The organism is Chryseobacterium sp. ZHDP1, assembly GCF_018603435.1.
Taxonomy (GTDB): domain Bacteria; phylum Bacteroidota; class Bacteroidia; order Flavobacteriales; family Weeksellaceae; genus Chryseobacterium; species Chryseobacterium indicum.
Genome location: NZ_CP075682.1, coordinates 2,194,108 through 2,218,969 on the forward strand (window position 1 = coordinate 2,194,108; position 24,862 = coordinate 2,218,969).

The following is a 24,862-nucleotide window of genomic DNA, read 5'->3' on the forward strand; positions in this document are numbered from 1 at the left end:
TTTTTTCAATGAGTTCTTTTGAGTCTTTTGCGGTTAAATTAAAAGTATGATACAAAAAAAGGCTTAATAAATAAGCCTTTTAAATATAATTAATTGAAATTTATCCAATTAGTTTTCAAGGATATAAGAAAACATCAATGGTGCACAAATGGTAGCATCACTTTCAACGATAAATTTCGGTGTTGTGATATCCAGTTTACCCCAGGTAATTTTCTCGTTCGGAACTGCTCCGGAATAAGAACCGTAAGAAGTCGTTGAGTCTGAAATCTGACAGAAATAAGACCAGAACGGAATGTCATGCATTTCCATATCCTGATACAGCATCGGAACCACACAGATCGGGAAATCTCCGGCAATACCTCCTCCAATCTGGAAGAATCCTACTCCTTTTCCTGCTGAATTTTTAGTGTACCAGTCTGCTAAATAAGCCATATACTCGATCCCTGATTTCATCGTAGAGAATTTAAGTTCTCCTTTGATGCAGTAAGAAGCAAAAATATTACCCATTGTAGAATCTTCCCATCCCGGAACGACGATTGGTAAATTTTTCTCCGCAGCAGCAATCATCCATGAGTTTTCTCTCGGGATTTCATAATACTGTTCCAAAACTCCGGAAAGGATCATTTTGTACATGTATTCGTGCGGGAAATATCTTTCACCTTTATCATCTGCATCTTTCCAGATTTCAAAAATATGTTTCTGCAATCTTCTGAAAGCTTCTTCTTCAGGAATACACGTATCTGTAACCCTGTTCAGACCTCTTTCCAGAAGATCCCATTCTTCCTGTGGCGTAAGATCTCTGTAGTGAGGAACTCTTTCATAGTGAGAATGTGCTACAAGATTCATTAAATCTTCTTCAAGGTTTGCCCCTGTACAAGAAATGAAATCTACTTTGTCCTGACGGATCATTTCTGCAAGAATTTTCCCCAACTCCGCAGTAGACATTGCTCCGGCAAGAGTGATCATCATTTTTCCGCCATCCTTTAGATGTGCAACATATCCCTTAGAAGCATCCACCAATGCAGCTGCGTTGAAGTGCAGGTAGTACTTTTCTATGAACTCAGTTATCGGTTTGCTCATTTTTTATAATTTTTGCAAAGATAAAACTTAAAAACGGAATGTAGCGGCTGCACTTAAAGAAAGTCTCGTTAAACCTTCTTTTTGGTCTTCTCCGAATTCTACCGACTGTCCGTTAAAGCTCATTTTGCTAAGGGTTCCTCCCGAAAGTCCGATTTTCGGACCAATTAAAAAGTTCTTGCTTACTTCATACTGATACGCAAAATCCAGTTCCGCCCCGAATGTTGTTCCTTTTCCTTTTACCGTTCCTGTTTTTGTCGTATAGGTCATTGCTCCTAAAGCGACATCCATAAACAGTTTGTGCTTTGTTTCGTGAGCATCATTGGTTAGGGTAAGTTCCGGACCGTAAAAATTAATCTGGTCTTTTGTACTTACATTTGCAGAAACAATATTTCCAATATTGTCTGCCACACTTAATCTTCCGCTTGTAGAAGCACTATAATTGGAATATTTGAACCCGATAAGAAGCCCTCTTTTTACTTCGTAGCGCAACGCAACATCGAAATTAAGACCGCTTTTAATTCCTTTGATGTATTCTTTCTGATCTCTCGGAATATTGTCCGGAGTTTTTGCCAGTCTCCACGCATAACCTACCGATGGAGAAATAGAAACTTTTTGCGCAAAAGAAAATACTGAGATTGAGAATAAACCCAATGCGAATAGTTTTTTGATCATTAGTTTAAAAAATTTGCCGCAAAAATAAAACGAATATGTGAATTGATGTCAAAGAAAATAAAGTTTAACATTAAAAAAATCAACCGTAATACTGAAATCCGTTTAATATTTAAACTTCCTGTTCTCTTTTTTATCCGATAATTTCTTTTTTGTGTCTAATCTTTTTTGCTTCTGCGCTTTTGAAGGTTTTGTTGCCAAACGTTTTTTGGGTATAATTAAAGCTTTGTTGACGATTTCCAGAATTTTATCCGTCGCTTTATTTTTATTGGCAAGCTGCGTTCTGCTTTCTGAAACAGTTAAAAATAAAAATCCTTCTGCATTAATCCTGTTCTTCAGTTTTTCCTGAATTAAATTTTTCTGAAATTCATTGAAAAATCCGGATTCCTGAACATTCCAAAGAACCGTTACGGAAGTTTCCACCTTATTCACATTCTGTCCTCCTGCTCCACTACTCCGGGAAGTTTTAAAACTTAGTTCTTTGGTAAAATCTTTCATTTAAATTTTAATTTTGAATGTTCTTTTATATAACTGAGTTCTCCATCCACAAAAGACAAATCGCTTCTTAAATTGTTCACCGTATCTTTTTTAATAATCAAAAAACTTCTTTTATTGGAGTCTATAATTATTGAATCTCCACGTTCCGCATCATGCACACAAGCCCAAGAATATATTTCACAATTTCTGCCATTAATTGCATAGGGATAAGTATTTTTCCTGAAAGGATTAAAATAATGCGCTGTACTTTTAAAACTTTTCAGATAAATGATATTAAAACAATGATTACCGGAATCGCTGATATCATCAATTATTCCTTTTATAACAATATTATTTTGGAATAAAGGCTCTTCATACTGATCCTGTTTTTCAGCTTCTCTCACACTCCATTGAAAATAAAACATCGAGCAGGTAAGAAAAATGACAAAAATAACTGCAATTTTTATCAGTTGTCTTTTCATAAAATCAATTTTAAAAGTTCTTTCCTCGATACTTTCCCATTGGGCGTTCTCGGAATTTTTTCAACAAAAATAATTTCTTTCGGCTTGTGAAAACTTTTTTCAAACTGAATTTCTCTTACTTTTTTAATTAAATCGTCCGATTTTCCGCCTTCAAGTACTGCAATCAATTTCTGTCCAAGACTTGCGTCATCAATTCCTAACAAAACCACTTCATTCGAAATTTCTTTTTTTACCAGAGCCTCCAACTGTTCAGGAAAAATTTTTGCACCTCCTGAATTGATTACATTGTCAATTCTTCCTAAAAATTTAAACTGCTTCTCGTTTTTTATTTCAACTAAATCATTCGTTTGAAGAATTTCGGGATTTAATTTGGAGGCAAAAATTCTCAGACAGTTTCTTTCGTCCAAAGATATTTCTACATTTTCAAAAACCGTAAAATATTCTTCAGGGTTTGGCAAAATCTGTTTTAATCCAATGTGAGAAAGCGTTTCAGACATTCCGTAAGTTTCGAAAATAAAGGTTTCAGAGTCTGAGTTATTCAAAGCTTCTTTCATCTTTTTTTTCAGGTCTTCGGAAACTGCGGCTCCGCCAATAATCAGATTTCTAATCAGATACAGTTTATCTAAAGAATTCTCCACCTGAAACGGCGTCATAGCACAGAAATCAACAGACTGATCTAAAGTTTCAACGGGTTTAATCGAAGGATCAACAACAATTAATTTTAATTTTCTCATCATTGAACGAACGACCATCATTTTCCCGGAAATATATTCGACCGGAAGACAGATTAAAGCCGTATTTCCTTCTTTCAATCTCAAAAAATCACAGGTCATCTCTGCCGAATTTATCATTCTGCTTTTTTCAATATCAAAAACTTTGGGAGTTCCCGTAGAACCGGAAGTCTGTACTTTTACGGTATCAGAATCCGAGAACCATTCTTCCAGAAAATTCTTCACCTTGATTTCGAATTCTGTTTCAAAGGATAATTGATTAATATTGAGATTATTGAAGTCGATCTGCATCATTTCCGAGAATAAAATATACAGTAAATTTAAAAAAAAGTTTAATATTTTCTTGTATGTAATAAAAAAAGCTGTAAATTTGCACCACTAAAACAAACAGAGACTCATGGTGTAGCGGTAACACTACTGATTTTGGTTCAGTCATCTGGGGTTCGAATCCCTGTGAGTCTACAAAAACCATCCTTTTTCAAGGGTGGTTTTTTGTTTCTTTTTTTTCAGAATTTCAGCTTCGTTATTTTTAATAAATTTTTATTTTCTCCGTTTTTAATTTATTTTAAAAATAAAAGACTGCCTCAAAAAAAGCAGCCTTTCCGATTTTATATCTAACAATACTATAAATATTCTTTAGGAACTTCAATTCCGTTTTTCTTCATATACTCTAGCAGATCATTATATTTATCTTCATAGCCATTACCGCACTTATCTGAAATACTGCATATGTCAGAAGGTTTAATTTCTAAAATATCCGAAATTCTGGTAAGAATATCGAGATTGATCTTTACTTTGGAATTTTCAATATCGGAATACGCTTTCTGAGAAATTCCCATCTCAAAAGCCATATATTCCTGAGTAAAATCCTTACTCCGTCTTATTTTTCTGATATTTTGTCCACATATTTTCATGTCTTCCGGTTTTAGTAGTTTTCGGTATATTTTAGAAGTATATCTATTAGACTTACACAAAGTTAGTAAATACCTTTGTCAAAACATTATTACACTACATGATATTTAATATTACCTTAAAATTTGTTTGTGAAATTAAGCTTTAATAGAAAAATATCAACTTCAGTACAACACAATAGGAATTATGGAGACGCAAAAATTTAATTATGACAATAATATTGTCAGAGCATTCCTCTATGCTACAATCGCATTCGGTTTGGTGGGTTTTTTACTCGGGCTTACTGCTGCGCTGATGCTTTTTTATCCTGAACTTCCGGAATTTTTATTCGGAACCGATGATACAACGATTAAAAGTTTAGCATCCGGTAATATTCAGGGGCTTATTAATACTCAGGGAGCTTTAGGTTTCGGGAGAATCAGAATGCTTCATACGAGTGCTGTGATTTTCGCATTTGTCTGTAATTCCTTTTTCTGCGGTGCGTATTACAGTATGCAGAGACTTCTTAAAACAAGAATGTACAGTGATACATTGTCATGGATTCACTTCTGGACATGGCAGATCATGATTGTTTCAGTGGTAATTACGTTCTTAATGGGAATTAACACCTCAAAAGAATATGCAGAACACGAATGGCCGATTGATATTTTAATTACCATTTCATGGGTGATTTTCGGGATCAATATGTTCGGAACCATTGCCAAAAGAAGAGTGAGACATCTTTATGTAGCCATTTGGTTTTACATGGGAACGTGGCTTGCCGTAGCAATGCTTCATATCTTCAATAATCTTGAAGTTCCGTTATCTTTTACCACATGGAAATCTTATTCTATCTACGCAGGAGCTAAAGATGCGTTGGTTCAGTGGTGGTACGGTCATAACGCGGTAGCGTTCGTACTGACAACTCCAGTTCTTGGTTTAATGTATTATTTCTTACCAAAAGCGGCAGACAGACCTGTATTTTCATACAAATTATCCATCATTCACTTCTGGTCTCTGATCTTCGTTTACCTTTGGGCAGGACCACACCATTTACAATATACTGCGCTTCCGGCTTGGGCACAGGCGGTGGGAACAGGTTTCTCCATCATGCTGATCGCTCCGTCCTGGGGAGGCATGCTGAACGGATTGCTGACTCTTAGAGGAGCTTGGGACAAAGTAAGAGAAAATCCTATCTTAAAATTCTTCGTCGTTGCGGTAACATGCTACGGTATGGCAACTTTTGAAGGTCCGCTTTTAGCAACAAAATCTTTAAATAAAATTGGCCACTATACAGACTGGGTAATCGGTCACGTACACATCGGAGCATTAGGATGGAACGGTTTCATGGCTTTCGGTATCGTTTATTATCTGATTCCTGTAATGTGGAGAACACAGCTTTGGTCCAGAAAACTAGCCAACTGGCATTTCTGGCTGGGAACTTTAGGAATTATTTTCTACGCGGTTCCGATGTATATTTCAGGATTTACTCAGGGATTAATGTGGAAACAGTTCAATCCGGACGGAACTTTAGTTTGGAAAAACTGGCTGGATACCGTAACTGCAATTATTCCTTACTATAAAATGAGATTCTTAGGAGGTCTGTTCTATATTTCAGGAGCCATTTTAATGCTGGTGAATGTTATTAAAACCATCAAAGCAGGATCTTTCCAGAAAAACGTTCCGGCAGAAGCTCCGGCACTGGCAAATATCGGATCTGCAAGAAAAGAAGGCGAAGGAATCCACTTATGGATCGAAAGAACTCCGAGAGTTATGGCAATATTGGCTTTCATTACAGTAGCTATCGGAGGTTTGGTAGAAATTATTCCGACATTAACCTTAAAACAGAGTGTTCCTACCATTACCGCAGTAAAACCTTACTCCCCATTGGAACTGGAAGGAAGAGATTTATACATCCGCGAAGGCTGTAACGCCTGCCACTCTCAGATGATCCGCCCTTTCCGTGATGAAATTGTAAGATTTGAAGGCAAAAACGGACAGTATTCCAAAGCAGGAGAATTTGTTTACGACAGACCATTCCTTTGGGGATCTAAAAGAACAGGGCCGGATCTGCAGAGAGAAGGCGGAAGAAACCCGGATTCATGGCACTTCAAACACATGTATAATCCAAGAATTACCTCAGCGGGTTCTATCATGCCGCGTTTCCCTTGGCTGATCAGCAATACACTGGACAGAACAAAGACGGTAGACAAGATGAAATTAATGAAAAATTACTTTGACGTTCCTTATTCAAAAGCTGAGATAGATTCCGCAAACCAGTGGGCAGACAATCAGGCAGGTGCTATCGTAAAAAGAATTTATTCTGAAGCGAAAGACGTGAAAGATCAGGTGGAAAAAGACCGTGCGGCAAAAGGAGCTTCATTCGTTCCTCTGGAAAAAAGAGAAATCGTAGCCATGATCGCTTATCTGCAAAGATTAGGAACCGATATTAAAACCACTCAGATTAAAACTGCAAGTGCAGAATAATTTAAATTAAATTGACATGAAAACAAGAACCCCGATTTCAATCTACATTCTCGTAACAGTAGGTTTAACGATTATGGCGTTCGAAATGTTCGCGCACGATTCAGGATATTTTTCTTCACCTTTTTTCTGGGGATTAATGCTTATTGCAATTATTCTTCTTCTCATCATGAACTCCATCGGAGATTTAATTGAAGGTGAAAATTTTAAGAAATTATCTGACGAAGAAAAAGCAGCCTATATTAAAGATAAAAATACGCCTTACTTTCAGAAACTCTGGAATTCGGCATTCAAAAAACAGTCTGCAACAGAGGAAAAAGATATTCTTATCGATCATGGATTCGACGGAATTACCGAACTGGACAATTCTCTTCCAAAATGGTGGATCGGCTTATTTTACTTCGGATGTATTTTCTGCGCCATATATCTTACCGCTTTTGCCTTCACAGATTATGCGCATCCGGATGCAGAACTGAATGCAGAAACCAAAACAATGCTGGCTTCCATTGCAGAATTTGAAAAAACAGCTCCGCAGGTAACACTGGAAAATGCAAAATACAGTGCAGACAACATCGCGGAAGGTCAGGAATTATTTAAAACAAACTGCGTAACCTGCCACGGAGAAAACGGAAAAGGCGGAATTGGTCCTAACCTTACAGACACACACTGGATTAATGTAAAACAGAAAAGCCTGTTTAAAAACGTAATCTGGATGCTGGAAAACGGTTCTCCAAACAATCCTACAATGAGACCTTTAATTAAAGAAGGAACCATTACCGGAAGAGATGCAGAAAAAATCGCAGCCTATATTTACCATATTAATCAGGAAACCCCTGCTATTACTCCGGCTCAGGGCGGTGCTGCACCACAGGGTGAGCTGGTGAAATGGGAAAACGGAAACGAATAAAAAATAATTATCTCAACACTTAAACCATGCCAAGCCCCCTATCCATAAACCTAACATAATATTTTGAATATTCATTTTTGCTAAACCTTTTCAACAGAAAAATGATTAAAAAGGGGGCTTTTTAGAAAACCAAACCCGAGCCTTGACTGCCATTTTCAACTATTCACTTGACAATTAACTAAACTAAATTCCATAATTGGCAGTCAAGGCAGGGTTTTTGTATTCACAAAAGTGTACCACAACATAGTAACAGTACGATAAGTATTGTTATATTTGTTTAAACCCGATCACTTTTGAAACTGAAAATCAATAAAAGAAAACTCTTTAAGCGTTTTGCAATTACCATTATATCCATACTGGTATTTTTTTCGTTACTAATACTCAGCCTGAGACTTCCTGTTGTTCAGAATTTTATCAAAGACAAACTGGTGGTTTATCTGGAGAAAAAAATCAAAACAAAAGTTAGCCTCGAAAGAGTCTACGTCGGTTTTCCGAACAGTCTTGTGATGGAAAACCTTTACCTGAAAGGTCAGGATATCGACACCCTTTTGGCAGTAAAAAAACTGGATGTCGGTTTAAATATGCTGAAGCTTATTAATTCCACCGCAGATATTACCTCTGTAGATCTGGAAGGAGCAAGAGCCAATGTAGTGAGAAAACCCGACGGAAAATTTAACTTCGATTATATTCTGGATGCTTTTGCAACAAGCGATAAGGAAGAAAGCACTTCCAAACCGTTCATTATTTCTTTAGATAAAATCAATCTGAAAGACATCGGCGTTACCTTCAACGATCAGCAATCCAGAAATGATATTCAGCTTTACTTTAAATCTTTTGATACAAGGGTAAAAACCTTTGATCTTCAGAAGAATTCTTATGCCGTCAACGACATCAATTTAGACGGCTTAAAACTGAAACTGAAGCAGGATCTTGTAGAAGAGGTTTCCAAAAAAGTCGAGAAAAAAGTAGATTCCCTTAATAATAAAAAGCCGATGCAGATTGGTTTAAGAGGAATTAAACTCACCAATTTCAACATCGATTATGGAGATGACAATACCAAAACTTTCGCTAAAGTTTTATTTAAAGAATTAAGCACGAAAGTGAATAAACTCGATCTGGAAAACAATGCCTACAATGTAGATAATGTGTTTCTTTCCGGAGCCGATATTAACGCCAACTTATATCTTCCTGCAAAAAATGCCAATCCGAAAACGGAGCCGGAAGTTTCAAAACCTTCAGAAAAAGAAAAAGCACTCAGCCTTCTTTTAGGAAAATTTGTTTTAAATGATGTAAAAGTTGCTTACAACAATACCGCGATTGCTCCGACAAAACAGGGAATGGATTTCAATCATCTGAATTTTTCCAAGCTGAATCTTGAAGTCAGAAGTTTTAAAATGCAGAACAATACTTTTGCAGGAAACGTAAATTCTGCAGAAATTCAGGAAGCAAGAGGATTGGATATTCAGAAATTCAACACAGATTTTGTATATAATGATAAACAGGCGTACTTAAAAGATCTTTATTTACAGACTCCGAAAACCATTCTTCGCGATGAGGTGGTTTTAAATTACAATTCAATCGAACAGTTGAGTTCTAATTTAGGAGCCGTACAGATTTCAGCCAACATCAAAGATTCCAGAATCGGATTTTCTGATATCCTGAATATTGTTCCGACCTTAAGAAATACCACACCTTTCAACAAATATCCCAACGCGGTTTTAAATATTAATGCCAATGTAAAAGGAAGCGTCAATGATTTATTGATTAATAATCTGAAAATTTCAGGTATCGATCAGCTAAGAGTTGCCGCATCAGGAAGAGTGAAAAATGCAACAAATCCGGATCAGTTGTATTACGATCTGAAAATAGCAGAATTATCTTCATCTGCAAAAACCATTTACAATTTAGTTCCCAAAAATACAATTCCGAAAAATATTTCGCTTCCTTCCAATTTCAGCATCAAAGGAATCGCAAAAGGAACTACGAAAGTAGTTGCAACAGACCTTAACCTCTACTCTACGCTTGGAAATGCTTCCGTTAAGGCAAATGTGGATATGCGCAGAAAAAACAGAGAACTGTATGATGTAAAAGCCAATCTTCAGGGACTTCAGTTAGGGAAAATCATTCAGAATAAAGAAATCGGGGCTATTTCTGCACAGATTTACGCGAAAGGAGAAAGTTTCGATTTTAAAAATGCCAATGCCGATCTTAAAGGTCATGTTGCTTCGGCTGTTTATAAAGGATACCGTTATCAGAACATGAATCTTACCGGAAAAATCCGCCGCGGTGTGTATAATGTTGTTTTAAATTCAAAAGATCCGAATGCGAACATGATGTTAACCGCTTCCGGAGTGTACAACGAAAAAAATCCGACGGTAAAAGTAAACGGAGAAGTCATAAAATTAGACCTCAACAAACTGGGATTCTATAAAGATCCGATGACTCTTGCCGGAAAAATAGACGGAGATTTTTCTAATCTCGATCCCGACAATCTGAACGGTTATCTGAATTTAAAAGACTTTGCCTTTTCGGATACCAAAGAAGTATACCCGATTCAGGAAGTGAATTTAAAAGCGTCTTCAACTGCGGATTCCACCCATATTATTTTCAATTCCCAGATTGCAGATGTCGAATTAAAAGGAAAATATAAACTGACGCAGATTTTCGGTGCTTTGTCAAACACAATTAACCAATATTATCAGTTCCAAAAACCCGGAAAAGCACAGAAAATTCAGGCAGGACAGTTTTTCACCTTCAATGCAAAAATTAAAAATGATGATCTGATCAGAAAATTTGTTCCGGATCTTAAAAGTTTTGAAACCATTAATTTAAACGGAAATTATGACGCAGATTCTCAGAAAATTGAGATCGACGGACAGATTCCGCAGGTTCTTTACGGTGAAAATTCTATTGAAAATGCCACCATAAAAGTAACGAACGAAAATAATGCTTTACAATATAATCTTTATGTTGCAGGGCTGAAAAGTTCCAGCTTCGCGCTGAATAGAGTCGGAATTACAGGAGATGTTGCCAATAATATCATCAATTATAACATCACCACAAAAGACCAGAAAGAGGTTACCCAGTTCCTGATTGCCGGAAATGCAAAATCGCTGAACGACATCACGGAGATTTCTTTAAATCCGAATGGTTTAAAATTAAATTATTCTGACTGGACGGTTTCTGAAGGAAATAAAATACAGATCGGCAAAAACGGAATTCTGGCAGATAATTTCAGACTTTCCAACGGCGGAAGCGAAATTGCCTTACAATCTGAAAGCAAGACTCCGAATGCTCCGCTGAATGTTTCTCTGAAGGATTTTAAAATTGAAACCATTACCGAATTAATTAAAAAAGATACGGTTTTGGCAAGAGGAACCATTAACGGAACGGCTCAGCTTAAAAATATCACCAAAAATATGACCTTCACTTCAGATCTCAATGTATCTGATCTGATTGTCTACGGAAATCCTGTCGGAAACCTTGCCGTAAAAGTCAATAACAATGCTCCGAATCTTCTGAATGCGGATATTGCACTTTCCGGAAATAATAATGATGTGAAAATTCTGGGAGATTACAATACTTCTTCCAGCACATTTGATATGAATATGGCGATCAATCAGCTTCAGATGAAATCTGTACAGGGATTCTCGATGAATGCGATAAACAATACGGAAGGATATCTTTCAGGAAATCTTAAGATTACAGGAACAGCATCCAAACCGAATATTTTAGGTAAAGTAAAATTCAATGATGTAGGGCTGGAAATAGCAAAAACAGGAAGCGATTTCAGAAAACTGAATGACGAAATAAGCTTTACCAACCGCGGAATTGAGTTTGATAATTTTAAAATTAACGATAAAGACGGAAACGCGCTTAGAGTGGACGGACAGGTTCTTACGCAGACATACAGAGATTTTGCCTTTAACCTCGATGTAGATGCACAGAATTTCAAAGTGGTTAATTCTGAAAAATCCAACGATGCGATTATGTATGGTGTTCTCTCTATTGATGCAGGATTGCACATCCGTGGAAATTTAGATTTGCCGAAGGTGGACGGAAGGCTGGCTGTTGCAGACAATACAGATTTTACTTTTGTGCTTCCCCAATCTTCTCCTACGCTTCAGGAAAGAGACGGAATTGTAGAATTTATCGATCAGGATCAGGTTGTTTTAAATAAGACTATAAAAGCAGATTCTTTAAATTCCCAAAGTAAAATTAAGGGAATGGATGTTAATGTGAATATTGAGATCAGCAAAAAAGCAAAAATGTCTTTACTGATTGATAAAGCCAACGGAGATTTTGTAAAACTTCAGGGGGAGGCAGAATTAACAGGGGGAATCGATCCGTCCGGAAAAACGACACTCGTCGGAGTTTATGAAGTGGAATCCGGAAGTTATGAAATGACGGTGAGCATCCTGAAACGTAAATTTGATATTCAGAAAGGAAGTACGATTACATGGACCGGAGAACCGACAACGGCAAATCTGGATATTACCGCCGTCTATAAAACCGAAGCCGCCCCAATTGATCTTGTGGAACAGCAAATCAGCGGAGAACAGGCTTCTACACTCAATCAGTTTAAACAGAGAATTCCTTTCAGCACACTACTGAAGATGAAAGGAGAACTGCTGAAACCGGTAATCACTTTTGATATAACCACCGATAAGAAAAATAATGCGGTTTCTTCTACAGTTACAGATATTGTAGATCAGAAACTTTCTCAGCTGAGAACTCAGGAATCTGAAATGAACAAACAGGTTTTTGCCCTTCTTCTCCTCAACAGATTTGTGGGAGAGAATCCTTTCGAATCCGGAGCGGGACTTTCGGGAGAAATGCTTGCCAGACAGAGTGTGAGTAAAATTCTTTCCCAGCAGTTAAATAATCTTGCGTCGGATCTCATTAAAGGAGTGGATCTGAATTTTGACCTTGAATCTTCTGAAGATTATTCCACAGGATCTAAAAATACAAGAACAGATTTGAATGTCGGAGTCAGCAAAAAACTGCTGAACGACCGTCTGAAAGTTTCTGTGGGAAGTAATTTTGCACTGGAAGGAGAAGCCCGACAAAATGAAAACATGACGAATATTGCAGGAGACGTAACGGTAGATTACAGCCTTTCCAGAGACGGCAGATATATGCTTAGAGCGTACCGTAAGAATGAATATCAGGTTGCGCTTCAGGGGCAGATCGTGGAAACTGGCGTAGGATTTATCATTACACTGGATTATGACAAATTCCGGGAGATCTTCCAGAAATCTAAAAACAGGAAACAGAAGGAATCCAGAAAAAACCAACAAAACCAAGCGGTAGAATTTAAGTAAATGAAAAAAAATTATCATACCTATTTTAAATTTTTAATCACCTGCGGAATGGCTTCCGCAACACTTTCCTGCAGCAATACACGATTTCTGAAGAAAGGACAGATGCTTTACACGGGTGCGGAAGTGAAGATTGAAAACGACACTTTACCGAAAAAGGAAAAGAAAGATCTTCAGAGTGCGCTTCAGGATAAACTGACTCCTAAACCGAATTCTTCATTTTTAGGATTAAGACCTAAACTGTATTTTTATAATATTGCCAAAGAACCGAAAAAAGAAAAAGGCTTCAATTACTGGCTGAAATATAAAGTGGGAGAAAAACCTGTTTTGCTGGGAGATGTAGACCGCGAATTCAATAAAGACATCATTGTTAATTATTCTGAAAACAAAGGATATTTCAATGCAAGAGCTACGTATGACACGGTTTCCAAAAATAAAAAAGCCAAAGTAATTTATACTTTGAAACCAGGAGCAAGATACCTGATCAGCAATGTAAAATTCCAGAAAGATTCTTCACTGGTGAATCAGGAAATCCAGAATCTGAAAGACTACACGCTTTTGAAGCAGGGAAATCCTTTTGATCTTGATGTGATAAAATCTGAAAGAGAAAGAATAGATAACCGTCTGAAAGAAAGAGGATTCTATTATTTCCATCCCGATAATCTTATTGTTCAGGCAGACAGTACAGTAAGCAAAAATCACAAGGTGGAACTGAATGTGAAGCTGAAGGATAATACTCCGGATCTGTCTACGCAACAATTCAGCATTGATAAAGTAATTGTTTTCCCGAATTATAGTATTCAGGATGTGAAACAGGGAAAATATTCGATCCCGATGAACACAGATTCGCTTCAGAAATATGAACACGGCGACATTTATGTTATTGATCCTCAGAATAAATTTAAACCAAAAATTTTCGACAGAGCATTATATTTTAAAAAAGGAGATCTGTACAACAGAACGAATCATAATCTTACGCTGAACAGACTCATCAGTCTTGGTGTCTTCAAATTTGTGAAAAATGAATTTATTGTTTCCGATTCTTTACAACATAAATTTGACACGTATTATCTTCTGACTCCGAGAGAGCTTCAGTCGCTTCGTCTGGAAGCTTTGGGAAGAACCAATTCTGCAAACTACGCCGGAAGTGAAGTGAATCTTAACTGGACCCACCGTAATTTTTTCCGCGGCGCCGAACAGTTTAAAGCTTCTGTTTACGGTGCTTTTGATTTCCAGATCGGAGGTCCGGAAAACGCGAAAAATATTTTCAGAACGGGAGCCAATGCGCAACTTTCAATTCCGAGGATTGTTGCGCCTTTCAGGTTTAATTCTTCGAGCGCATTTGTTCCGAGAACCAATATTTCGGTTGGCTACGAATTCCAGAACAGAACAGAATATTATTCCCTGAATACTTTTACGGGATCTTTCGGGTACAACTGGAAAGAAAATGCAAGAAAAGAGCATGATCTGAAGATTTTTGACATCACCTATGTTTCTCCGGCAAATATTACACCTCTTTACGATTCAATTTCAAGGAATAACGATGCTTTAGCCAGAGTGGTAAAACCTCAGTTGATATTCGGACCGATTTATTCCTATACGTATACCAACACGATGCTCCAGAAGCCGAATACTTTTTATTATAAAGGAACTTTGGATCTTGCAGGAAATTTAACCGGTTTGATTACGGGAGCGAATGTTGAAAAAGATAAAGAAAGAAAAATTTTCGGCGTTCCGTTCAGTCAGTTTGCCAAAATTGAGAATGATTTCAGGTTCTATCATAAATTCAATGAAAAAACTTCTTTGGCGACGAGAGCCATTGCGGGAGTTGCCTATCCTTACGGAAATTCGGAGTATATTCCTTTTTCCAGACAGTTTTTCTCCGGAGGAAGCAACAGTGTGAGAGCCTTCCGTGCAAGAACTTTAGGACCGGGAAGCTTTGATCCGAGAACCATTAAGCCCGGCTATTATTTTGATCAGTCGGGAGATGTAAAACTTGAACTGAATGCGGAATACAGAGCCAATTTGTATAAATTTTTAAATGTTGCCGTGTTTGCCGATGCCGGAAACGTATGGCTGATTAATGATGATCCTCAAAGACCGGGAGCGAAATTTTCTAAAGAATTTTTAAGCGAAATGGCTGTAGGCGCAGGTTTTGGTCTGAGACTTGATTTCTCTATACTGATCCTGAGACTGGATCTAGCAATGCCATTGCGCGTTCCTTATTATGAAAGGGGTGAAAGATGGACATTTGATAAAATTAATTTCGGAGATTCGAGCTGGAGAAAAGATAATCTTATCCTGAATATCGCCATCGGATATCCTTTCTAAACACCACCATCAATGATCGAACAATTAAAATTTTTCTGGGAAACATTAAAAGAATCATTCAGACAATGGAATAATTCTTCGGCTTCAAGTGATGCCGCAAGTCTTGCCTATTACGCTATTTTTTCAATTCCCGGGCTTTTAATTATCATCATCTGGATTGCAGGATATTTCTTTGGAGAGGAGGCAATTCGCGGCGAAATCACGAATCAGATCAGCGGAATCATGGGAAAAGATGTTGCAAAAAGCATTCAGGACATGATTGCAGGGGCATTAATTGACAGAGAAAATATTTTTATGAAAGCTGTGGGAGTCGGTTCCTTGGTTTTCGGTTCCACTACTCTTTTCTTTCAGCTTCAGCACTCGCTTAATAATTTGTGGGATGTTCAGGCAACTCCGCAGAAAGCATTCGTTAAATTTTTACTGGACAGAGCCAACTCTTTGGGAATGATCCTGATTATCGGTTTTTTACTGATGATCACAATGGTACTTTCTTCAATGATCAGTATCCTGAATAACTGGATTACGAATTATTTTGGTCTGGAAACCTATCTGATTGTTCAGTTGGTGAATTTTGTGATCGGTTTTGCCATTGTCATGTTGCTTTTTGCATTGATGTTTAAAATTCTTCCTGATGTAAGAATGCGTTGGAAACCGGTGTGGAACGGAGCTTTTCTAACGGCAATATTGTTTACTCTGGGTAAATTTTTACTGAGTCTTTATTTCGGAACTACGAAACCTACTTCCGCTTTCGGAGCTGCAGGAACCGTGATTCTGATCATGATGTGGATTAATTATTCCTGTATGCTGATTTTCTTTGGCGCGGAATACACGAAAGTTTACGCCTATAAAAAAGGATATACGATTTTACCCTCTAAACACGCAAAATGGAGTGATGCCAAATTATATGAAGACAGTCTAAAAGAGAAAATGAATGCTGAAAAAGCTTAAAATGATAAAATAAAAAACCTCCAGAGCGTTCTGAAGGTTTTATTTTTACATTCTGTTTACGGTTTTTATTCCGAGTAAACCTAATGATTTTTTTATGGTTTTTGCCGTAAGATCTGATAAATTCAATCGGAACTGTTTCAGATTTTCGTCTTCCTGACTGATAATCGGATTGCTCTGATAGAATGAATTATAAGATTTAACCAAATCATACACATAATTGGCAATGAACGCCGGACTTAATAATTCGGCAGCTTTCTCTACCGTGCCTTTGTAGTTTGCTAAAAGCATAATCAGTTCCTTTTCATATTCATTCAAAACCAGATCTGAAGTTGCTTTAAATTCAAAATGAGCTTTAGACAAAACGGATTGTATACGTGCATAAGTATATAAAACGAAAGGTCCTGTATTCCCTGCAAATTCTACACTTTCATCCGGATTGAACAGCATTTTTTTCTTAGGATCTACTTTCAGCATGAAATATTTTAACGCAGCCTGCCCGATAATTTCGTAAGAAGCTTCTTTCTCTTCGTCGGTAAGACCTTCCAGTTTTCCTAGTTCAGTGGTAATTGCTTTAGCTTCCTTGTACATTTCCTGCATTAAATCATCTGCATCTACTACGGTTCCTTCACGGGATTTCATTTTTCCGTTCGGAAGTTCCACCATCCCGTAAGATAAATGATACAGCTGATCTGCCCATGAATATCCTAATTTTCCTAAAATTTTAAATAAAACCTGAAAATGATAATCCTGCTCGTTTCCAACGGTGTAAATCAGTTTCTGAATATCATTCTGCTTGAAACGCTCTACCGCAGTTCCCAAATCCTGAGTCATATACACGGAAGTTCCATCTGAACGAAGCAGTAATTTCTGATCCAGACCTTCGTCGGTAAGATCGCACCATACCGAACCATCTTCTTTCTGATACAGCACTTCTTTATCCAAACCTTCCTGAATCAAATCTTTTCCTAAAATATAGGTATTGCTTTCATACTGAACCTGATCGAAATCCACTCCCAATCTGTTGTATGTTTCGTTGAATCCTTTGTAAACCCAAGAGTTCATCTCGTTCCAGAGGTTTCTTACTTTTTCGTCACCGTTTTCCCAATCCAGAAGCATTTGTTGCGCTTCTTTCATGATTTCGGTTACCGGTTTACAGATCTCTTTCAGGTTGGACTTTTCAGCTTCAAGTTTGCCTTCAACTTCCAATACTTCCTTAAAAATATTCTGAAAAACTTTGGTCTGAGATTTAATGGTTTCCAGCTCTTTTTCGTCAGAAATATTTTCTTCCTTATTCTTTTTGGAAATGATTTCTTCCACCTTTTTAGGAACAGCAGAAATCAAAGAATCATTATTTAAAGCTTCTTCAAACTGTTTTTCGAACTCTTCATGCAATGCAGAAAGTTCAGAGAGATCAACTGTCTGAAGCAATTCTTTTCTCTTAGCTTCAAGAGTATTTATTTTTTCGTTTAATGCTTTAACTTCCTCTTTTTTAGGAGTGTCAAACTGATCAAATTTATTTATTCTGAAATCATTGAAGATAATATTGGTCTGATTTTTCAATTCCTTATCAAACTCTACATAATATTTTCCTACGAAATGATCTCCTTTTGTATTGGTAGATTCAGGAGTTTCATTTTTCCCGAACTTTTCCCAAGCAAGCATAGATTTACAGATATGAATTCCTCTGTCGTTAATGATCTGCGTTTTAATGACATCATATCCCGCTTCTTTCAAGATCTGAGCAACGGAAAAACCTAATAAATTATTTCTTACGTGTCCTAAGTGAAGCGGCTTATTGGTATTGGGAGAAGAATATTCTACCATTACCGTAGCATTTTTACTTTCTACAGTATCGAAATCATTATAAGCAGATGTAAAATTGTCTACAAAAAACTGATTTCTGATTTTAATATTCAGGAAACCTTTTACCACATTAAAACTTTCCAGTAAATCGGTCTGTTCTGTTAAAGCTTCTCCTAACTCTACCCCGATAAGTTCCGGCTTTTTCTTTAACTGCTTCACCAAAGGAAACGTTACAATTGTAAAATCTCCTTCAAATTCTGTTTTGTTTTCCTGAACTTCCAGCGTAATGTCTTTCAACTGAAACACATTTAAAATAACCTCCGAAAGTTTTTCTTCTATTATATTTTTAATATTCATTGTCTGTTATTTAAAAAACGAATGAGTCTTTTTTCTGCTCTGCAAATATACGGAAATAAAAAAACCGCCCGAAGGCGGTTGACTTTTGTATATTAATATATTTTTTAATTATCCCACCAGACAGGAGCATATAAATCTCCTACAACTGTAGCATTAGTGTTCAAAGTTCGTTCAGATTTTGGAGTAATTAATCTAAGAGGAATTTTCTTTGACTGACTACTTTGATTAGGTGTCAGGGCAGGAAAGCCTGTTCTTCTCCAATCGTTATACGGCTCCATAGTCGTAAACAATGCAATATACTTCTGAGTAATAATATTTTGTAAGGTGACAGCTGCTGATGCTGTATTTGCAAATGTTGGATTATCTGCTCCCGTAACATCTACTAAAGAAGCGCTTACAGCAGCTTTCAATGCCGCCTGAGCAGCCGTTGTATTTCCTAATCTGAACTGAGCTTCTGCCTCTATAAATTTAATTTCACTATAACTAAATATTACATTGGGCGTACTTGCATTTCCAGAAAAATAATTTCCAAATGGTGAAGCATCAGTATCAGCATCTTCTGGAGCAGAACCTGAATAACCTGGTGGATTATGACTATCTAATCCTACAAAATATGCAAGTCTTGGATCATTGTTATTTTTAAGAATATCTACAAAATATTTTCCCATAGACATGTAACCTGCTCTTTGGTTATTAAAACCATACCAAAGATTCTGATTATTCCCTCCGTCAAAAGTTGCCACTAAATTATCACTTTTGGAAGTAAATGAGTTTTGAAGATAGTTTAATGCTTTCTGTGCAGCAACTGTACTTCCGTCTCTCTGTGTTAATCTTAAAGCATATCTTGCTTTTAATGCATACGCCAGCTTGTTCCATTTCGCTATATCTCCCCCATAAAAGATATCATTAGAAGAAGGTAAATACTTATTCGCACTTTGAGGTTTAGCAAAATCTGCAATTGCAATATCTAAATAAGACTGAATTTGAGAAATAACCTGTTGTTGAGTTTCATATTTAGGATTCAGGTTATTATTGCCTTGAAATGCCTGTGAAAACGGAACATCTCCCCAAGCATCGGTTGCATACCCCACATTCATAGCTAATAATACTCTTGCAACGCCATCATAATAGGGATTCTGAGCTCCAAATTGTGTAATAATCTGATTTAAATTAACTCCTGCCTGATAGATGTTGGTCCAATCTGTCTCAACATCCGTTTCTGTTATAAAATAATTGGTATAATCTAATGACTGGAACTGATTTCCGTTTGTATGCTGTGTAAATAAACTCAAAGTTCTAGGAAGATTGCCCGTAGAATTAATAATAGTTCCTATTTCGCCCCCTGTTAATAAAGTAGTAGGAGTAGATAATTCCGTAGGACTATTGGGATTATCGTTAAACGTATCTATTTCGTGTTGGCAAGAATTTAAACTGAGTAGAGCAAACATCGCACTACCTATTATATATGTAAACTTTTTCATAATTAAAATCCGAATTTAAATGTAAAATAATAGCTTCTGGTATTTGGATTATTAAAATAATCGAAGCCCTGTGTATTGGATGCTGAACCAGCAAAGGAGTTTTCAGGATCTATCCCCTTATAATTAGTAATAAGGAAAAGATTTCTGGCGCTTAAACTTAGTTCTGCATTCTTTACAAATGATAAGCCCATAGATTGTGAAAAAACTTTACTTAAATTGTAACTTAAGCTAACATCTCTTAATCTTAACCAGTTAATATCTTTCTCAACTGCTGTTTCATTGGCACTACCTGAACCATCTCCCAAATAACTAACATAATACGTTTTATTGGAAATAGCTATATTATTTGGTGTACCGTCTTCTAAAACACCTGGTATTATGTATGTTCCCGTTCTATTATCTGCTGAAGCCTGCGTCATTCCTAATCTATTCAGTCTTGCTAAAGTACCATTCCAAATATCTCCACCTTTTCTAAAGTCTAATAAGAAACTTAATGATATATTTTTATATCTGAAATTATTTCTGAATCCGCCAGTCCAATCAGGATTAGGATTTCCGATTAACTGAGATTCAGAATTTAAAATAGGAAGACCATTAGAGCCAATTATTAAATTACCATTGTTATCTTTCTTGTATGAAGAACCATAAAAAATGCCCAGAGGCTGTCCCAAAGATATGGTTGGTGTTAGATTACCACTAAAGTAATCATTGCCCATAGCAGAATTATTTTGAACACCATTTAGATCTGTCACCTTATTTCTGTTAAGAGACCAATTTAGTGTAAAGTCCCAACCAAAATTTTCATTTTTTAGAATATCATAACCAAGACTTAGCTCTAGCCCTTTATTTTCTACTGTCGGTCCATTGGTATAATAACTTGAATATCCTGAAGAAGGTGCTATAGGAAGACGTATTAGCAAATCATAATTAGTAGACTTATAAGCACTAGCATTAAAATGAAGTCTTTTGAACATCTCCAACTCTAAACCAATTTCAAACTCTTTATTATGTTCTGGTTTTAAATTAGAATTTCTCAGCATTGTAGAAAAACCATAGGCTCCTACACTATTATATGGAGAAGTCAGTTGTGGACCAAATGAATCCGTAAAAAGAGGTGTTGTGTATGGGGTAATTACATTATAGGAGAGTGGTGCTGCATAGGTACTTGCATACGACGCTCTAATTTTTCCTAAATTTACCCAATCCGGCAATCCTAGTGTTTTGTTAAATAGCCAAGAAGCTGACAAAGATGGATAAAAATAGGAATTATTTGCTTTTGGTAAAGCTGAATTCCAATCGTTTCTAGCTGTTGCCGTTAAATAAAACTGATCATAAAAACCAAATTCTAATGATCCGAAAATCCCCCTTCTGATCTGTTTATAGTCACTGTTTTGAGCAGTAAATGTAGAGAAATTACTAAGATTATACTGATTAATTTCAAGCATTGTTGATCCTATACTGTACTGATCATTAAAAAAAGTAGAATTAATCTGACCACCAATATTATAATTCATATTGATATGTTCTGTAATATCAACCAAACCATTGAAAATTAAGTCAAAATTGTATAAACTTTTGGTAAAAGTATCTATAATAACCTGCCCGGATCTGTCCCCCGTAGTATTTCCATTACTAGAAAATGAATAATTTTGCTGTGCGTGAGTAGTAAAGGTATCCACGCCTGCTCTAATAGTTGCATTTAGCCATTTGCTGTAATTGTAATTGACATGTCCATTAAAAATTACTCGATTGGTTTCATCTTTATACGGATTATTGTAAACAGTATAAAATGGATTGTCGTATGCTGCAAAATAATTCTTATTATATCCTTGTGGCGTTTGATAATCTCTTACGTCATAAGTAGACGGCATTCTTAACAAAGAAAGCATTATACCAGACAAATTACTTCCTTTTTGAGCTCTAACTCCAGTGGTATTACTATAAAGAAAATCTGCTCCTGCTTTTAATTTATCTGTAAATTTATATTCGCTATTAATGTTGAAAGATGTTTTTTTCAGACTGGTATTTGGAACAATCCCTGTCTGATCCAAATGGCCAAATGAAGCTCTGAAATTACCATTTTCTCCGCCTCCTGAAAGTGCTAAATTATAGTTATTAGTAACTCCGGTTTTATAAAAATTTTTAACATTATCATAAGATTTCAAACCTGGAACACTTGAAATTAATGGTCCCCAAGACTGATTGGTACCTGATGTTAAAGCCAACCCATCTGCTCCGTATTGAGCCGGAGCAATATAGGTAACACCATTAGTACCTGCTGCATAAGTCTTTTGAAGATCAATCATATTACTCAATTCGTCATAACCTACAGTAGTCGAAAAATCTACACCAATACCTTTTCTTTTTTTTCCTTTTTTAGAAACATAAATGATAACTCCATTTCTGGCTCCTTCACCGTATAATGCAGCGGCTGCACCTCCTTTTAGTACAGTTACACTTTCAATATCATCAGGATTAATATCAACCGCTCTGTTAGAATCATCAACACCTCCGATATTAGTTCCGGATCCTGCATTATTATTGTATGAGTTATCTATAATCTGTCCATCCAGCACAATTATAGGCTGGCTGCTAAGTTCTAGTGATTTCTGTCCTCTGATAACAATTCTACTTGATGCCCCAGGAGTACCTGCCGTTCCGGTTACCTGTACACCTGCAACTTTTCCTGCTAATCCTTGAATTACGTTTGCTTCGCCAGACTTTTGCAAATCTCCACCTCCAATCTGGGACGTTGCATATCCTAAAGCTTTTTTCTCTCTTTTAATACCGAGTGCAGTTACAACCACACCTTCAATTTCCTGTGTTCTTACTGTATCACTCTTCTTCTTCTGAGCCATAGTTACAGCTAGAGATGAAGACAAAACAAGAACAAGAACACCTGCCGTCAGTTTTTTCATATCACATTATATTTACTTATCACAAATTTGTATAATTTTATGATTAATACAAAACAATATGCCAGAAATTTAACAAAAACACATATAAAACAATTAATAATCTATAAAAAATCAACAAAATATGTTAAAAAAACTAAAATTAACAAATTTTATACAGTTTTAACATATTAAAGCTTTCTTAGATTCAAAAATCAAACTGGTATAAATCGAACACAAATAAAAATAAAAATTAAACTCATTAAATCTGATAAACAACAACTTACATAAAATAAAAACGCATTTATCTCTTTTTATAAAGATTAAATACGATGTTTCGCATACATTTTATTGATGAGGAAACTAAAATTTTAACACTTAAAAATAAAAAAACCGCCCGAAGGCGGTTTTTAGATATTATTTCAAATAGATTAGTTTCTATTCCAGAAAGGAGTAAATTGATTTTTCACAAAAACATCTGCTTGGTTTACAACCGGTACATTTGCACTGTTTGTGTTATATTCTCTAGAAGGATATACTAATCTCCACGGCTTGTTCGGCTGAGTAGCCGTAAGAGCTAAAGGAGTTACAGGATAACCTGTTTTTAAATAGTTGATGTAAGTTTCCTGTGGTTTGATGAAGTGTAAAGCAACCATTCTTTGATATTGAATTGCTGCAATATGACCATCAGATCCATTCCATCCATAAGGTTTAGTAGACAAAGAAGTCGTATAAGCAGTTGCCTGTGCAGCCGTTAAACCAAAGAATCTAAATGATGATACGATTGCTTGATTATAATGACCAACTGCATTTGTAAAGATTGCTGGATACAATTCTGCTGCTTCAGCTTGCAACAATTCAGACTCTGCAACACTCATTACTACTCCATCAATATTAGAATTGTCGACAAATGCAGTACCTTGAGCGTTAATCTGACGGAACTTCCAACCTAATCGTGAAAAAGAAGCTTCTGTCGTTCCAGGAATCTGACCATCACCTTGAGTAATACCTCTAATAGTACCACCAACAGCTCGGTACATACTTCCACGACGAGTATCAGTAGTTCCTGTAGTTTTAGCATTAGCTCCATTTAATAAACCTGCAAAGTGACTTGAAATATCAATAAGTCTATATCCTTGAATATTCTCAGTTTGCTGATCAAAATTTAAATAAGCATAATTTCTGATTAATGGATTTTGCTGTGCAGCAGTACCACTACCATAACCTGGATTAATTGTAGCATCTCCATCAGTTTCAGATAAGAATTGTGCTCCTTGTAAAGACTGAAGTTGAGCCGTTACAAAAGCTTTTATAGTAGCATCTGTAACTTTTGACTGTCTAAGTAATAATCTCAGCTTAATTGTATTAGCTAGTTTTACCCATTTAGTCATATCACCTGCAAAAATTTCATCTTCTGTACCTACCGCAAATTGAGGATTACCAGTATTAATGCTAGTGATCGCATCATTGATCATCAATACTAAATTCTTGTAAATATCCTCACCCTTATCATACTTTGGAGTAAGATTCGCATCACGCTTGAATGCATCAGAGAAAGGAGCGTCTCCAAAAAAATCTACAATATACTGCATTTCATTTGCCATTAAAATCTTCGCAATCGCAGCGTGATTAGAGTACTGAGCAGCTTGTGGATTATTATAAATATTCGCATATCTACTCATTGCTATATAACTATTATTCCAAAAGTTATTTCCTCTGGTAAATGCTGAAGTTACCTGTAACTGATATTCAGCACTATAAGGAGAAGCAAAATAATAAATATTTCCAGCCCAGTTATTCATCCACACGTTGGATAATTCGAAAATATCTCCTACCTGCACATTATAGTTAGAAGTTTGAGCTGCACTTAAATATAAATTTGGAGTTACAGCCTCAACGCTAGGGTCGTTCGGCGAAATGTTATCATCAAGCTTACAAGAAGCAACTGATAATGCTGCTAACGCTATAAAAATATATTTTTTCATTGTAATAAAATTAATTAGTGA

The 24,862-nt window shown here is 36.2% G+C and carries 15 protein-coding genes and 1 tRNA gene; 6 read left to right on the top strand and 10 right to left on the bottom strand.

Annotated elements, in window-relative coordinates; all coding sequences use genetic code 11:
- Positions 1-108: 108 nt before the first annotated feature.
- From KKI44_RS10045 to KKI44_RS10065, 5 genes are all read right to left on the bottom strand, one after another.
- A complete protein-coding gene (locus KKI44_RS10045; protein ID WP_214590873.1) occupies positions 109-1,080 on the bottom strand; it encodes a deoxyhypusine synthase family protein in 972 nt (323 codons plus the stop codon).
- 27 nt (positions 1,081-1,107) lie between these two features.
- Positions 1,108-1,752: a hypothetical protein gene (locus KKI44_RS10050; RefSeq protein ID WP_214590874.1), complete on the bottom strand. Its 645-nt coding sequence runs from the start codon at positions 1,750-1,752 to the stop codon at positions 1,108-1,110.
- 102 nt (positions 1,753-1,854) lie between these two features.
- A complete protein-coding gene (gene arfB / locus KKI44_RS10055) occupies positions 1,855-2,247 on the bottom strand; it encodes an alternative ribosome rescue aminoacyl-tRNA hydrolase ArfB (RefSeq protein WP_214590875.1) in 393 nt (130 codons plus the stop codon).
- The gene (locus KKI44_RS10060) at positions 2,244-2,708 is read right to left on the bottom strand and encodes a hypothetical protein (protein WP_214590876.1); all 465 of its coding nucleotides are present in this window, start codon (positions 2,706-2,708) and stop codon (positions 2,244-2,246) included. Before KKI44_RS10060 ends, arfB begins: the two co-directional genes overlap by 4 nt.
- Entirely contained in the window at positions 2,705-3,730 is a 1,026-nt protein-coding gene (locus KKI44_RS10065; protein WP_214591135.1) for an AMP-binding protein, read from the bottom strand. The genes KKI44_RS10060 and KKI44_RS10065 overlap by 4 nt, the downstream gene beginning before the upstream one ends.
- Before the next feature lie 100 nt (positions 3,731-3,830).
- On the opposite strand from KKI44_RS10065, the gene KKI44_RS10070 reads away from it, so the two are divergent.
- Positions 3,831-3,901, top strand: a tRNA-Gln gene (locus KKI44_RS10070).
- A 161-nt stretch (positions 3,902-4,062) separates the two neighbouring features.
- Here KKI44_RS10070 and KKI44_RS10075 read toward each other — a convergent pair.
- The gene (locus KKI44_RS10075; protein WP_214590877.1) at positions 4,063-4,353 is read right to left on the bottom strand and encodes a helix-turn-helix domain-containing protein; all 291 of its coding nucleotides are present in this window, start codon (positions 4,351-4,353) and stop codon (positions 4,063-4,065) included.
- 184 nt (positions 4,354-4,537) lie between these two features.
- Here KKI44_RS10075 and ccoN point away from each other — a divergent pair, with 184 nt between their 5' ends.
- The 5 genes from ccoN to KKI44_RS10100 all read left to right on the top strand — a co-directional run bounded on the left by ccoN (position 4,538) and on the right by KKI44_RS10100 (position 16,321).
- Positions 4,538-6,817: a cytochrome-c oxidase, cbb3-type subunit I gene (ccoN, locus tag KKI44_RS10080; RefSeq protein WP_214590878.1), complete on the top strand. Its 2,280-nt coding sequence runs from the start codon at positions 4,538-4,540 to the stop codon at positions 6,815-6,817.
- A 16-nt stretch (positions 6,818-6,833) separates the two neighbouring features.
- Positions 6,834-7,721: a c-type cytochrome gene (locus KKI44_RS10085; protein WP_214590879.1), complete on the top strand. Its 888-nt coding sequence runs from the start codon at positions 6,834-6,836 to the stop codon at positions 7,719-7,721.
- 293 nt (positions 7,722-8,014) lie between these two features.
- A complete protein-coding gene (locus KKI44_RS10090; RefSeq protein ID WP_214590880.1) occupies positions 8,015-13,045 on the top strand; it encodes a translocation/assembly module TamB domain-containing protein in 5,031 nt (1,676 codons plus the stop codon).
- Positions 13,046-15,373 (top strand): BamA/TamA family outer membrane protein, encoded by a 2,328-nt coding sequence (locus KKI44_RS10095; protein ID WP_214590881.1) that lies wholly within the window; start codon positions 13,046-13,048, stop codon positions 15,371-15,373. It begins immediately after the preceding gene.
- Positions 15,374-15,385: 12 nt separating this feature from the next.
- On the top strand, positions 15,386-16,321 hold the full coding sequence (locus tag KKI44_RS10100) for a YihY/virulence factor BrkB family protein (protein WP_214590882.1): 936 nt from the start codon (positions 15,386-15,388) through the stop codon (positions 16,319-16,321).
- Between the two features lie 45 nt (positions 16,322-16,366).
- Here the strand turns inward: KKI44_RS10100 and argS are convergent, their stop codons facing one another.
- The 4 genes from argS to KKI44_RS10120 all read right to left on the bottom strand — a co-directional run bounded on the left by argS (position 16,367) and on the right by KKI44_RS10120 (position 24,841).
- Positions 16,367-18,481, bottom strand: a complete 2,115-nt coding sequence (argS, locus tag KKI44_RS10105) for an arginine--tRNA ligase (protein WP_214590883.1) — start codon at positions 18,479-18,481, stop codon at positions 16,367-16,369.
- A gap of 104 nt (positions 18,482-18,585) precedes the next feature.
- Entirely contained in the window at positions 18,586-19,962 is a 1,377-nt protein-coding gene (locus KKI44_RS10110; protein WP_214590884.1) for a SusD/RagB family nutrient-binding outer membrane lipoprotein, read from the bottom strand.
- 2 nt (positions 19,963-19,964) lie between these two features.
- Complete coding sequence (locus KKI44_RS10115; RefSeq protein WP_214590885.1) at positions 19,965-22,880, bottom strand: SusC/RagA family TonB-linked outer membrane protein; 2,916 nt, start codon at positions 22,878-22,880, stop codon at positions 19,965-19,967.
- 407 nt (positions 22,881-23,287) lie between these two features.
- Entirely contained in the window at positions 23,288-24,841 is a 1,554-nt protein-coding gene (locus tag KKI44_RS10120) for a SusD/RagB family nutrient-binding outer membrane lipoprotein (protein ID WP_214590886.1), read from the bottom strand.
- Positions 24,842-24,862 lie beyond the last annotated feature (21 nt).